Consider the following 11,874-nt stretch of genomic DNA (forward strand, 5'->3'; position numbering starts at 1 on the left):
TCCGATACGCGCCGATTTCCGGCGCAAGCCCCGGGGAGGGCCGATGGCCGACCCGCAGTGGAAACGACTCATCGAACACGTCATGGCGGTCCCGGAACGCGTCTACGAGCACTGGAGCGGCGCCGACGGCTGGGACAACGACACCGAATTCGGCAAGGAGTACGGAGAGAACCGCGTCTCCTGGTGCGTGATCTTCGACTGGGACATGTACCACGACGTCGGTCTCGACCAGGCCGTCCCGAAGACCGACAACGTGACCGCGTTCAGCACATGGGCCCGACGCAAGGGCGCCTGGTCCGCGTACCCGAGCATCGGCGCCTGGGTGAATCTGGACGGCGGCGGGCACACCGAGATCGTCACCGGCTTCGACGAGCGCTACGTCCACACCAAGGGCGGCAACAGCGTGAAGGCCGGGGCCACCGACCGGGGCCAGGGCAACGGCGTGTGGTCGCACCGTGAACTGCGTCACGCCCAGCGCGTCACCGGCTACTTCGCGCCGCGCTTCCCCGACGGGATCTGCCCGCCGACCGCGGACCCCGCCGACCCGCGCGGCGGCACGGCGGTCGCCTCCTACCGAGTGCGCCCGATCGCCACCACGCACCCGGCGCCCGCGTTCCCCGGCCGTGAGTACTTCGTCCTCGGCGCGGTCAGCGACCACACCCTGCTGCTCCAGACCTGGCTGCAACGCGGCAACTGGGGCCCGCCGTACAAGGTCGGCCCGTCCCGCACCATGACCGCGCTCGACCTGACCAAGGTCAAGGCCCTCCAGCGGCACTACGTCGCCGCGCTCGGCCCGGCGGACGGCGCCGTCGGGCCGCTGACCTGGCTGTACGCCTACGAGGTCGCGTACGGCCTGCGCGCGAGATGACCGCCGCCGCCCGGCGCGGCCCCGCGTGACTAGTCCCCGTCGTTGCGGTAACCGCGCAACAGGAACCAGGCGAGGAACACCACACCGACCACCGAGACGACGATGATGCTGCGCATCACCGGACCGGGGCCGGGCGAATTCGACATCGCGAACGTCGTGACGTCGTGGAACGCGCCGAGATCCATGTGGGTATGCATGGGGGTACTCCTTATGGTCCGGCTGCCCAGGGTAGACCCGCGCCCCGAGCCGTCCGCGCTCCGGGTCGGCCCGCGCGCCGACCCGGAGCGCGCGCCCAGGCCAGTGGCCGGAATGCGGGCAAAGCGGCACCAGTGTGTCCGGGCGGTCACCGCACGCGCACGTCGTCTGGTTCAATAGGACACATGGCCAGCACTACTGACTCCGGGACAGGTCGCGACGACCTCGAACCCTTCTGGCCGTCCCGGCAGGAGCACCACTTCGACCGCTGGTGTTGCCGCGCGACCCCCGCGCGGACCCGCGTCCTGAGCTGACCCCGCCGCACCGGCCTCCGAGCCGCTGCCCGCAGCCACCGGTCCCCGCGCAATACGGCGTCCTGACGACCCCATCGCGCGAAAGAGCCGAATCATGTCGAACCTGCCGAACGTCCACTCCCTTTCCACGCTGCCCGCCCGACCGGGCGGCGCGCCCTCCTCCGGCGGCGCTCCGGCCGTCAACCGGCAGCGACTGCGCGCCGTACGCCCCGACGAGGTGCCGCCCGCACCGGACTTCCTGCCGCCCGGCGCCACCTGGCTGCCCGCGCCGGGGCATGTGCTGCCCACCATCCCCGGCGGCGCCCCGATGGTCGGTTACCTGGTGCTCGTCCCGGCCGAGCAGGTCCCGACCGCCGTCCCCGCCCCGGCCCCCGAGTTCCGCACCGGCCGGGCGGAGACCTCCGACCCGCTGTCCCAGGTGCCGATCAGCATCGACGACGAGCGCCGCACCGCCGCGGTCGACGGTCGCCAACTCGACCTGACCTACCTGGAGTTCGAACTGCTCGCGCACCTCGTCGCGCACCCGCACCGGGTGCACTCGCGCGACCAGCTCGTGACCACGGTCTGGGGATACGGGCATGTCGGCGACGGCCGCACGGTCGACGTCCACGTCGCCCGGCTGCGCCGCAAGCTCGGCGCGGAGCACCGCGCCAGCATCGTGACGGTGCGCCGGGTCGGCTACAAGTACGCCCCCGCCGCGCCGGTATCGACCGCGGGCGCGACCGCGGCTACGGCACGACCGTGACCGGCCACCGTCCGGCTTTCACGAGCCGGACGGCGACCGAGCCGACGAACCGGTGCCCGGCGCGCTCCGAGGCGCCCACCACGACCGCGTCCGCGGTGAGCTGTTCCGCGGCCGTGGTCAGGCCGTTGTAGGGGTCGCCGCGGAAGGTGTGGAACTCCCACCGCACCGTGAACGTCCCCTGCAACCGCTCGACGGAGTCGCGGATCTCCGCCATGAGCTGCTCGGCGATCCCGGTGTCGACCTCCGACACCGGGACCCCGAGGGCGGCGCCGGTCGGCATGTACGGCTGCACGTAGACCAGGGCGAGCAGCGCGTGCTGCCGCCGCGCGAGCCCCGCCGCGTACGCGGCGGCCCGCCACGACGTGTCGGAGCCGTCCAGTCCGGCGAGGATGACCTTCGGTCCGTCCGTGCCGCGCTCGAAGTGCGCCGGCAGCTTCTGCTCTTCCACGCGCGCCAGGCTATCGGCCTCCGGCCTGCGGTTTCATCCCCCGGCACGCAGCGTTCTCACTCCAATGGGCGCATTGCCACGACATGTGCACCTTTGCGGGGCACGCTGTGCGAGAGGAGTGAAACAGGCGGCGGTCCCGCGCCGGAGCCGCGCACCCCACGGGTGCGGTCGGCGTACCCGCGACGGCTCGCCGCCCACGCCGCTACCGGGGAGGTTTGTGATGCCGAGCGTGTCCACGAACGTGTTCGTGTCGAGGCCGACCACGGAGGTCTTCGACTTCCTCGCCGACGCCCGCAATCTCGCCCTGTGGAGCTCGGGGGTGGCCTTCGTCGACTCAGCGCCGGTCCCGCCGGGTGTGAACGCGGAGTACCGCTACCGCTACCCCGGACGGCGCAGACCGCACCGGCTGGTCTGCGCCGCCTTCGAACCGGGCCGCCGGATAGTCTTCCGCGGCCAGCGTATGTGGTGCCCGCTGGGCACCCAGGTGCCCGTGTACGGCTTCGAGCTCGCCCCGCACGCCGACGGCACGCTGGTGCGGCTGTCGGTCACCAGCTCGCTGCGCGCGGCCCTCGTCCTGCTCGCCCCGGTCGTGGCCATGGCCTGGCGCCGTGACCTGCCCGCGGACGCCAGGAAATTCTGCGATCTGCTCGGCGGCTCCCGCGCCCCGGCCGCCCCGCTGCACGCTCCCGTGTCCGCTCCCGCGGTCGCCTCGGCCCCCGAGGACCCGGCGCGGTCCACGTCCGCGCCGAGTGGCTTTGACTTCGCTCATTGAGTGTTAAACTAATAATGTGAAGACGTTCGCACACGTTCTTCACCCTTTACTGCCCCGGCCTGGTCCCCCCGTCCCGGCCGGGGCTCCTCCATGTCCGGACCCGCTCCGGGCCCGCCCCGAACCCGCTCCGGGCTCGTTCCCGCCTGTGCCCGGCCCGCGCCGGCCCGCCTCGGGGGCCGACTGTCAGACCCTCGTCGTACGGTGCGGACATGAACGACGCACATGAGCCGCGAATTCGCATCGAGCCCTGGTCGGCGGACGACCTGTGGCTGCTCCGCAGGACGAACACACCCGAGATGACCGAGCACCTCGGCGGACCGGAGACCGAGGAGCAACTGCTCTCCCGGCACCAGCGCTACCAGGACATCGAGAAGACCGGCGGCAGGATGTACCGCGTGGTGCTCGTCCCGGACGGCGAGGTCGCCGGTTCCATCGGCTTCTGGGAACAGACGTGGCGGGGCGGGAAGGTCTACGAGACCGGCTGGGCGATCCTCCCGGAGTTCCAGGGCCGGGGCCTGGCGGCGGACGCCGCCCGCGCGGTGACCGAGGCGGCCAGAGCCGCCGGTGCCCACCGCCACCTGCACGCCTTCCCCAAGGTCAGCCACCCGGCGTCGAACGCCGTCTGCCGCAAGGCCGGATTCACGTTGCTGGGCGAGGCCGACTTCGAGTACCCCAAGGGCAACCCGATCACGTGCCACGACTGGGTGATCGACCTGACGCCGGACGCCCCTGAGGCTGACCCGGCCGGGGCTCCCACGACGACCGGCTGACGGTCGCAGGGCGTTCGCGGGACGCCGCGGGCCGTCAGGAACCGGCGGCCCGCAGTTGGGGAACGATCTGCTGCCGTACGTAACCGCGCACGTCCTGGCCGCGCAGGCCGCCCCGAATCACCGTCACCGAGTGCGCGGCGGCGGCCTTCCGCAGCCGACGCGCGGCCAGCGGGCCCACACCGCCGCCGATCACCAGCGCCGTCACACCGCCCGCGCCGATCAGGGAGACGGCGTCGCGCGCGCCGGTGACGCCACGCGCGTCGAAACCCTCCTCGCGAAGGACCGTGGTCGCGGAGCTGACAATGCTCTCCATACGGCCGATTACCACAACGGTCATGCTTAGCTGCTGCCCATCCACACCCCGCACACACCCGGCTGGCGCTCATCCGCCACCACCGCACCGAGGAGACCCCGTGCGCCCACTGACCCCGACCACTCTGGTCACCGCCGCAGCCCTCGCCACCACGCTCGCGGTCGGCGGCGCCGGCGCCGGTCCCGCTCCCGGCTCGGGTACGGCGCAGCCCCGGCCCGTGGCGAACCTCCCGCAGATCATGAAGGACACCGGCGGCGGCACCCAGCTCGTCACCGCGAGCGCCCCCACCCTCGGCTCCACCAGCGGCACCCTCACCTGGTGGGAGAAACAGAGCGGCGGCTGGAAGGCCGTCGGCACCGCACCCGCCCGCTTCGGCGCCCACGGCCTGGCCGACGGCGCGACCCGCACCCAGAACACCAGCACCACGCCCACCGGCCTCTACGGCCTGCCGCTCGCCTTCGGCAACGCCGCCGCGCCCGCGGGCACCGCCCTGCCGTACCGCGCGGTCACCCCGACCGCCTGGTGGTGCGAGGACACCCAGTCGACCTCCTACAACCGCTGGGTCGACCCGCTGCCGAAGGACTGCCGGGGCACCGAGTCCGAGCGCCTGGCCGACTACCCCGGGCAGTACGCGCACGCCGTCCTGATCGACTTCAACTACGCCAAGCCGGTCAAGGGCCGCGGCGCCGGCATCTTCCTGCACGTCAACGGCAGCGGCGCGACGGCCGGTTGCGTCTCGGTACCCGCCGACGCGATGAGCCGGATCCTCGCGTGGCTGCGGCCCGCGGCGCAGCCGCACATCGCCATCGGCACCGTGGACGGCGGCACGGCATTGACCGGCTACTGACCCCCTGGCGCGCTGTTGGGTGACGCTACCGCCCCGTACCGTAGGGCACAGGCGCAACACCAGTGACGCGAAGGGGAATTGCCGTGTCGTTCGCAGAGGACCGGTCGCAGGCCGTGGAAGACGTCGTCCACGCGTGGACGCACGGCACCGACTGCCTGTTACGCGAGGCCGACGGCGGCTCGGGGGAGACGGTCGGGACGGAGACGGGGCCCAGGATGCTCTCGCACGCGGAAGCCGTGCAGATCGTCCACGCCCAGCTCGTCCTGATCGCCCTCGGAGCCGACCTCGGCCGCCTCCAGACGACCGCGAGGACCTGCTACCGCACCGCGGTCGACACGCGACTCGAACGGCCGGAGGACGCCCGCGCCTATGCCAGGGCCGCCGATCTGTGCGAGCGCGCCGCCCGGCTGGTGGTCGACGCGGGAGCCGCGGGCGACGACCGGGCCAGGCGCCGCCTGCTCGCCGTCGCCGAGCACGACACCGCCGTGGCGACCGGAGCCGTGGACCCCGAGGTCGCCGACCGCGCCCGCCGCGTCCTGGAGTCCGCGCTCAGCGAGGCCGAGAACAGGGCCGCCCGCGACACCGCGCCCCAGCAGCGCGGCCCGCGCTATCCCGGCCCGACCTACGACGAGACCACCGGACGGCACCGCGTGGGCGTCGGCGCGACCGGCGAGCCCGCCTACTGGCAGCTCAACACCCCCGGCTCCGGCATGGAGAGCGGCCTGATCTGCGGCGCGCCCGGCAGCGGCAAGAGCAGCTTCCTGCTGATGGTGCTCTACGAGGCCGCGCGCCGCGAGGAGTTCACGCTGTGGCTGGCCGACCCCGGCGGCCGGCACGACACCCCGGCGCCGATCGCCGAGGCCGCCGCCCGTACCGCCGCCACCCGCGAGCAGACCGTGGACCTGCTGCGCGACGCGGTGGCGGTGATCGCCGACCGCGCCCGCCACCACGGCCCGGTCCCCGACCCCACCGACACCTGGCAGGGCATCGTGCTCGCCGTCGAGGACTGCCGACTCGTCTTCGCCGACGACCTGGAGGCCACCCGGCTCGCCGAGCGTGTCGTCGCCGTCGGCGGCCGGTTCGGCGTGGCGCTGGTCGTGACCGCGCCCGACGCCGACCTCGCGTCCTTCGGCGGGAGCCTCGCGCTGCGCGCCGGGCTCGCCAGGACCAACTGCTTCCCGCTCGGCCCCGGCGGACGGCAGATGCTCACCGCGCTCGGCCGCGCGGTCTGACGGCCAACCGCCCCCGGCCGGACGTCGGTTGCCGGACCGCCCTCGGCCGGCTCTCGTCCGCCGACCGCCGGATCTGACACTCCTCTGACACGCGCCTGGCCCTTTCCGGAAGGTCGGGCGGTGCATCTGTGGTTCCTGACCGAGACCTGAAGCCGGGGATCTTGTGACGGACCGGCGGACCGAAGAACCTGGTAGTCAGGATCCGGTGCGGTGTCGGCGAAAGCCCCCGGCGCGGTCCTTTCTCTCGGAATCTCTACGAATCTTCACGAATCTCGCGGATTCTCCCTGATTCTCTTTGATTCTCTCCGAACGACCATGGCGACCGTCCCCTGACGTCCGGGTGCGGCGCCTGAATCGCGTTGTCGGGCTCTGTGGTGTGGGAGGTGTGGACGATGGCAGGTGCGATGTCGTCGAACGCGGTGGCGGCCGGGACCGTCGCCGCCGGAAATACGGTGGCGCCGCCGGATGAACGGGTGGGCGAACCGGCCCCGTTGAGCAGACTGATGTCACTGCACCAGGCGCACCCGGTGGACGGCCGGTCACTGCGGACGGTGTGCGGGATGTTCGTGACCGGCGTGACGGTGATCACCAGCGGCGAGGACGGCAACGCCGAGGGCACCACGGTGAACTCGTTCACCTCGGTCTCCCTCGACCCGCCGCTGGTGCTGTTCTGCCTGCACAACGAGTCCCGACTGCGGTCCGTCGTGCGGGAGTCGGGGAAATTCGTCGTCAACTTCCTCCAGGGGCAGCAGGAGGGCGTGGCCCGCGCCTTCGCGGGCAAGGGCACCGCGGAGATCCACGACGTGGCCAACCACCCGTCGGTGACGGGCGTTCCGGTGCTCAGCGAGGCGCTGGCGTTCCTGTCCTGCCACCTGGTCGAGGAGTTCGACGGCGGCGACCACACGATCTTCCTCGGCCGCGTGGTCGAGTTGGGCGTGCCCCGGCAGCACCAGGAGCCGCTGGTCTTCTTCCGCGGCTGGCTCGGCGCGCTGGAGGAGGAACTGCGCGGCGTGCACCCCATCATCGACGGCTGACCGCCCCGCCCGTTCCCTGTCTCCTTGGCACGGCGGTGCGTCGCACGGCGGTATTTCGCGACGCCCCGCGGTCTTCCGCGTGGATCCGAGGTGATCCGCGCTGTTCGTGTTCCTGACGTTTCTGCGAGTTCCCGAATTCGACCGGTGGAGGGTGTGATGGGCGTGGATTCCGGCAAGGTCGTCCGACTGGAGGACGTCGTACCGATCACATACGGCGGAGGCGAGGAGACCCGCTTCCTGCTGCGCGGCTCGGACACCAGCGGCCGTTCCTCGTTCTACGAGGTCCGGATGCCCGCGGGGGAGGGCTCGGTGTGGCATGTGCACCATGACACCGACGAGTCCTTCTACGTCCTCGAGGGCGAATTCGAGGTCAAGGTCGGCGAGGAGATCCACAAGGCGCCCGCCGGGACGATGGTGCACGGCCCGCGCGGCGTGTGGCACTCCTTCTTCAACGTGGGCGAGACCACGGGGCTCATGCTCTGCACGATGACGCCCGGCGGCATCGAGCTGTTCTTCGAGGAGCTGAGCGAGGTGCTGACCCGCCCCGAGCGGCCCGACTGGGACACGATCAAGGCGGTCGGCGAGCGGCACGGCATCACCGCCGCCCGGCCGCAGGGCGGACCGCACGGCGGCCCGCCGGTCAGCGCGCCGCAGTAGTCCGTACCGTCGCGCACCGTCCTCGCGACGGGGGTCGGGAGCCGCCGGGTGACCGGCGCCCTGCGCGCCGTCGGGTGACGGGGGGCGGCCGGTCCGGGGGATTCACCCGGCGGCTCCCGGGCCTAGGGGGTGTCCGCGCGCCGTCCGGCGTCCCGGGGGTGCGCGTCCTCCTGCTCGGGGTCCAGCTCCGGCTCGGGCACCGTGTCCGGCGCGAGCCGCGGCGCGCCCGTCGGCTCACCGCTCTCGTCGAGCCGGACCCGGGAGAGCTTGTCGGGGTTGGTGACCAGGTAGATGTCGGTGATCTGGTCGTTGCTCGGGTTGAGATCCATGACCATGACCGCGTACGGCGAGTCGCCGGAGAAGACGACGGCCGACGGGTCGCCGTTGACCTGCTGGTAGCGGATGTCCAGCGACTCGGGCAGTCGGCTGGTGGCGTAGCCGTTGAGGAAGCGGGCGACCTTGTCCCGGCCGTTGACCGGCCGGAGCGCGGAGCGGACCTTGCCGCCGCCGTCGGTCCACATCGTCACGTCCGGCGCGAGCAGGCTCATCAGCTCGGCGATGTCGCCGCCGAGCGCGGCGGCCACGAACCGCTCGGTGACCTGCTGCTGGAGGTGCGGATCGGCCTGGTAGCGGGGCCGCCTGGCCTGGACGTGCTCGCGGGCCCGGTGCGCGAGCTGCCGGATCGCGGACGGGCTGCGTCCCAGGATCTCGGCGATCTCCGTGTGCGCGTAGCCGAACACCTCGTGCAGGACGAAGACCGCCCGCTCCAGCGGCGTCAGCGTTTCCAGCACCACGAGCAGCGCCATGGACACCGACTCGGTGCGCAGCGCGGACTCCGCGGCGTCCACGGCCTGCGCGCCCTGCGGGCTGTCGAGGGCGTCGGGCGTACGGGTCAGCAGCGGCTCGGGCAGCCAGGGGCCGATGTACGTCTCGCGGCGACGGCTGATCGTCGCCTGCCGGGCGAGCGCCTGGTTGACCGCGATCCGCACCAGGTACGCGCGCGGGTTGTCGATCTCCTCGGCGTCCGGCTGGCGGACCCGGCGGGCCCAGGCCAGCCAGGTCTCCTGGAGGACGTCCTCGGTGTCGGAGACACTGCCGAGCAGGTTGTAGACCACCGAGAACAGGAGTTCCCGATGGCCGACGAACACCTCGGTCGCGCGGTCACCAGCAGCCGAGGGGAGCTGAGCCGGAGTGTCGGACACGATGTGAGCCTCCCGTGATGCGTTTCACCTATGAGGTACCGCGGACCCGAAAGCGTGACACTCGCGCCGCGAAATGTGACGCGCGTCTCTTTCACCTGCGATATTCCGGCGCGACCCACCGATCTCCATGAGTGCTGGAATGATCACACGGTGCCACGATGTCACATCGACCGTGGCCCGAAGCTCTTTATCCGCGGGGCCGGACACGGTCTGGCGGTGGCCCGGACGCCGGGCCCGGAGGGGAGCCTCCGGACCGTCGAGGCTCCGAGCGGTCATCCCGATCCCCGGGGGGCCGATAACGACATTCGTACGAAGAAAGTGGTGGGCCGTCGTGGCCGAGTCGAAAGACCCGAACGTGGACATCGATTTCACCGTCATGTATGCGACGCACAAGGCGTTCCGACGCGACCTGCGCCGGCTGGCGACCGCGGTGGCCGCCGGTCAGGCGACGGCGCCGCAGGTGCGCGCGGGGTGGGACAACTTCAATCACCAGCTCCACAACCACCACGCGGTCGAGGACCGGGCGCTGTGGCCGCAGGTGGAGGCCAAGATCGCCGACCGTCCCGACGATCAGCGGCTGATGAAGGAAATGGAAGAGGAGCACGCCGAGCTGGGCCCGCGCATCGAAGCGGTGGACACCGCGATCAAGGGCGGCGGAGGCGACCTGGCCGCGCTGATCGAGGACCTTTACCAGGTGATGGACGGCCACTTCACGCACGAGGAGGAGGCCGCGCTGCCGCTGATCCAGGACGTGCTGTCGCCCGCCGAATGGCGCACCTTCGGGCTCGCCAACGCCAAGAACCTCGGCATCAGCGGCGTCAGCGTCTACATCCCCTGGGTCATCGACGACGCGACGCCGGACGACCAGAAGCGGTTCCTCGGGTCCTTCCCGCCGCCGCTGCGCGTCGTCAACAAGCTGATCTGGCAGCGCGGTTACGCGAAGAAGGAGCTGTTCAAGGTCTGACCGGACCCGGGCACCGACGACCGGGCGCCTGAACGGCCGGAATCGGCGGGCACCGCGCCACCGGGCGCGGTGTCCATGCTCGGGCGCGGTGTCCATGCTCGGGCACTGCGGAAAGGCGTGGCCATGGACAGCACGGCGATCGTGGAGCGGGCCCGACCGGCCCCGCCCGCCCGCCGCACCGGGCGGGTGCCCGGCGCGGCCGAGCTGCTGCGGAGGGTGCCGTGACCGGCGCTGTGGTGGTGACAGGTCTGGGCATCGTCTCGCCCGTGGGACTGGGCGCCCGCGACTACTGGGCGCAGGCGTGCGGGAGCGGGCGCGGCGCCGGACGGCACGGCGAGGCCCGTACGGCGGGCGAACCCGCCTGGCAGACCGCCGCCCTCCTCGACCCCGCTCCGGGCGACCAACTGTGGGGCAGGCCCGCGCCGCAGGCCGATCGGATGGCCCGGCTCGCGCTGGCCGCAGCGGACTGGGCGCTGGCCGACGCGGGCATCCGCCCGCAGGACCTGCCCGACTTCGGCCCCGACGCGGTGACGGCCGTCACCGCCGCGGCTGCCGCCGCCGCGGCTCCCGGCGGGCGGTACGGCGAGGGCCGCGGGCCCGGCTTCGGCGCCCGTTTCCGGGCCGGCACCGGCACCGGCGGACCGCGCGGCCAGGCCGGGCGGCAGAGCGGCGCGTACCGCTCCTTCGCCTGGTTCTACGCCGTCAGCAGCGGCCAGATCTCGATCAGGGACGGCATGAAGGGCCTGGACGCCGTGGCGCACGCCCGGCGGCAGATCCGGCAGGGCGGACGGCTCATCGTCTCCGGCGGTGTGGACGCGCCGGTCTGCCCCGCCACCTGGAGCGCGCACACCCCGCCGCCCGCCGCCCGGCCCGGCGGCGGAGCGCTGCTGGTACTGGAGACCGCGCACGCGGCCCTGGCCCGCGGCGCCAAGATCTACGGCGAGGTCGCCGGATACGGCGCGACCTTCGACCCCGACCCGAGCGGCGGACGCGAACCGGGCCTGCGGCGCGCGGTGGAACTGGCCCTGTGCGACGCGGGAGCCGTCCCAGGCGAGGTGGACGCGGTGTTCGTCCCCGGCCTCGACGCGGCCGAATCGGCCGCCGTCACCGCGGTGTTCGGCGTGCACGCCGTACCCGTCACCGCGCCCCGCACCATGACCGGGCGCCGCTACCCGGGCACGGCCGCGCCGCTGGACCTGGCGGCAGCCCTGCTCGCCATGGAGGAGGGCCTGATCCCGCCGACCGCGGACGATCTGCCGTCCCCCGGCTACGACCTCAATCTGGTCCTGTCGCCGCGCACCGCGGAACTGCGCACCACGCTGGTGGTGGCCCGCGGCCACGGCGGCTTCAACTCCGCCGTCGTGCTGCGCACCCTGGACTGACCGCACCGCCCCGCGACAGCGCGGCGAGCAGCAGCACCGCACCGACCCCGTGACGTCCCCTCTCCCGCACCGGGAGCCGGGGACGTTTTCGCGTGCCCCGACACATTCCTACCCGGGAGGGACGAAGCAGC

General features: G+C 72.6%; 15 protein-coding genes. 11 read left to right on the forward strand and 4 right to left on the reverse strand.

The genetic code is table 11. The features are described from left to right. Positions 1-43: 43 nt before the first annotated feature. Positions 44-868 carry a hypothetical protein gene (locus ACIO6U_RS23815; RefSeq protein WP_401721969.1) on the forward strand — a complete coding sequence of 275 codons (825 nt, stop codon included), beginning with the start codon at positions 44-46 and terminating at the stop codon, positions 866-868. A 29-nt stretch (positions 869-897) separates the two neighbouring features. On the opposite strand, the gene ACIO6U_RS23820 is transcribed toward ACIO6U_RS23815, so the two are convergent. Further along, entirely contained in the window at positions 898-1,065 is a 168-nt protein-coding gene (locus tag ACIO6U_RS23820) for a hypothetical protein (protein WP_355341375.1), read from the reverse strand. Positions 1,066-1,248: 183 nt separating this feature from the next. On the opposite strand from ACIO6U_RS23820, the gene ACIO6U_RS23825 reads away from it, so the two are divergent. Further along, positions 1,249-1,377, forward strand: a complete 129-nt coding sequence (locus tag ACIO6U_RS23825) for a hypothetical protein (protein WP_262928374.1) — start codon at positions 1,249-1,251, stop codon at positions 1,375-1,377. Between the two features lie 94 nt (positions 1,378-1,471). Beyond that, the gene (locus ACIO6U_RS23830; protein WP_355341119.1) at positions 1,472-2,122 is read left to right on the forward strand and encodes a winged helix-turn-helix domain-containing protein; all 651 of its coding nucleotides are present in this window, start codon (positions 1,472-1,474) and stop codon (positions 2,120-2,122) included. Here ACIO6U_RS23830 and ACIO6U_RS23835 read toward each other — a convergent pair. Further along, complete coding sequence (locus tag ACIO6U_RS23835; RefSeq protein ID WP_355341116.1) at positions 2,106-2,570, reverse strand: universal stress protein; 465 nt, start codon at positions 2,568-2,570, stop codon at positions 2,106-2,108. The genes ACIO6U_RS23830 and ACIO6U_RS23835 overlap by 17 nt on opposite strands. 229 nt (positions 2,571-2,799) lie before the next feature. Between ACIO6U_RS23835 and ACIO6U_RS23840 the strand changes: the two genes are divergently transcribed. Together ACIO6U_RS23840 and ACIO6U_RS23845 are read left to right on the forward strand one after the other, a co-directional pair. Next, positions 2,800-3,342 carry an SRPBCC family protein gene (locus tag ACIO6U_RS23840; protein WP_401311188.1) on the forward strand — a complete coding sequence of 181 codons (543 nt, stop codon included), beginning with the start codon at positions 2,800-2,802 and terminating at the stop codon, positions 3,340-3,342. 209 nt (positions 3,343-3,551) lie between these two features. Then, entirely contained in the window at positions 3,552-4,112 is a 561-nt protein-coding gene (locus tag ACIO6U_RS23845; protein ID WP_401721974.1) for a GNAT family N-acetyltransferase, read from the forward strand. Between the two features lie 34 nt (positions 4,113-4,146). Here the strand turns inward: ACIO6U_RS23845 and ACIO6U_RS23850 are convergent, their stop codons facing one another. Next, on the reverse strand, positions 4,147-4,449 hold the full coding sequence (locus ACIO6U_RS23850) for a hypothetical protein (protein WP_355341107.1): 303 nt from the start codon (positions 4,447-4,449) through the stop codon (positions 4,147-4,149). Between the two features lie 100 nt (positions 4,450-4,549). Here ACIO6U_RS23850 and ACIO6U_RS23855 point away from each other — a divergent pair, with 100 nt between their 5' ends. The 4 genes from ACIO6U_RS23855 to ACIO6U_RS23870 all read left to right on the forward strand — a co-directional run bounded on the left by ACIO6U_RS23855 (position 4,550) and on the right by ACIO6U_RS23870 (position 8,195). Next, on the forward strand, positions 4,550-5,272 hold the full coding sequence (locus ACIO6U_RS23855) for a L,D-transpeptidase (protein WP_401722260.1): 723 nt from the start codon (positions 4,550-4,552) through the stop codon (positions 5,270-5,272). An 83-nt stretch (positions 5,273-5,355) separates the two neighbouring features. Beyond that, a complete protein-coding gene (locus ACIO6U_RS23860; RefSeq protein WP_355341104.1) occupies positions 5,356-6,504 on the forward strand; it encodes a hypothetical protein in 1,149 nt (382 codons plus the stop codon). Positions 6,505-6,896: 392 nt separating this feature from the next. Continuing rightward, the gene (locus tag ACIO6U_RS23865; protein ID WP_401721978.1) at positions 6,897-7,538 is read left to right on the forward strand and encodes a flavin reductase family protein; all 642 of its coding nucleotides are present in this window, start codon (positions 6,897-6,899) and stop codon (positions 7,536-7,538) included. Positions 7,539-7,694: 156 nt separating this feature from the next. Then, the gene (locus tag ACIO6U_RS23870) at positions 7,695-8,195 is read left to right on the forward strand and encodes a cupin domain-containing protein (protein WP_355341098.1); all 501 of its coding nucleotides are present in this window, start codon (positions 7,695-7,697) and stop codon (positions 8,193-8,195) included. A gap of 122 nt (positions 8,196-8,317) precedes the next feature. Here ACIO6U_RS23870 and sigJ read toward each other — a convergent pair whose 3' ends face one another. Then, positions 8,318-9,397 carry an RNA polymerase sigma factor SigJ gene (gene sigJ, locus ACIO6U_RS23875; RefSeq protein WP_401721981.1) on the reverse strand — a complete coding sequence of 360 codons (1,080 nt, stop codon included), beginning with the start codon at positions 9,395-9,397 and terminating at the stop codon, positions 8,318-8,320. A gap of 331 nt (positions 9,398-9,728) precedes the next feature. On the opposite strand from sigJ, the gene ACIO6U_RS23880 reads away from it, so the two are divergent. Together ACIO6U_RS23880 and ACIO6U_RS23885 are read left to right on the forward strand one after the other, a co-directional pair. After that, positions 9,729-10,361: a hemerythrin domain-containing protein gene (locus ACIO6U_RS23880; RefSeq protein ID WP_401721984.1), complete on the forward strand. Its 633-nt coding sequence runs from the start codon at positions 9,729-9,731 to the stop codon at positions 10,359-10,361. A gap of 221 nt (positions 10,362-10,582) precedes the next feature. Continuing rightward, the gene (locus ACIO6U_RS23885; RefSeq protein ID WP_401721987.1) at positions 10,583-11,743 is read left to right on the forward strand and encodes a beta-ketoacyl synthase N-terminal-like domain-containing protein; all 1,161 of its coding nucleotides are present in this window, start codon (positions 10,583-10,585) and stop codon (positions 11,741-11,743) included. The last annotated feature ends 131 nt before the right edge of the window (positions 11,744-11,874 follow it).

It is taken from the genome of Streptomyces sp. NPDC087422 (genome assembly GCF_044744145.1).
Taxonomy (GTDB): Bacteria; Actinomycetota; Actinomycetes; order Streptomycetales; family Streptomycetaceae; genus Actinacidiphila.

What these genes read in the sequence shown, in the direction of transcription:
- ACIO6U_RS23825 (WP_262928374.1), top strand. Translation starts at nt 1,249, where the DNA reads ATGGCCAGCACTACTGACTCCGGGACAGGTCGCGACGACCTCGAACCC.
- ACIO6U_RS23870 (WP_355341098.1), top strand. Translation starts at nt 7,695, where the DNA reads ATGGGCGTGGATTCCGGCAAGGTCGTCCGACTGGAGGACGTCGTACCG.
- ACIO6U_RS23845 (WP_401721974.1), top strand. Translation starts at nt 3,552, where the DNA reads ATGAACGACGCACATGAGCCGCGAATTCGCATCGAGCCCTGGTCGGCG.
- ACIO6U_RS23815 (WP_401721969.1), top strand. Translation starts at nt 44, where the DNA reads ATGGCCGACCCGCAGTGGAAACGACTCATCGAACACGTCATGGCGGTC.
- ACIO6U_RS23830 (WP_355341119.1), top strand. Translation starts at nt 1,472, where the DNA reads ATGTCGAACCTGCCGAACGTCCACTCCCTTTCCACGCTGCCCGCCCGA.
- ACIO6U_RS23865 (WP_401721978.1), top strand. Translation starts at nt 6,897, where the DNA reads ATGGCAGGTGCGATGTCGTCGAACGCGGTGGCGGCCGGGACCGTCGCC.
- ACIO6U_RS23850 (WP_355341107.1), bottom strand. Translation starts at nt 4,449, where the DNA reads ATGACCGTTGTGGTAATCGGCCGTATGGAGAGCATTGTCAGCTCCGCG.
- ACIO6U_RS23820 (WP_355341375.1), bottom strand. Translation starts at nt 1,065, where the DNA reads ATGCATACCCACATGGATCTCGGCGCGTTCCACGACGTCACGACGTTC.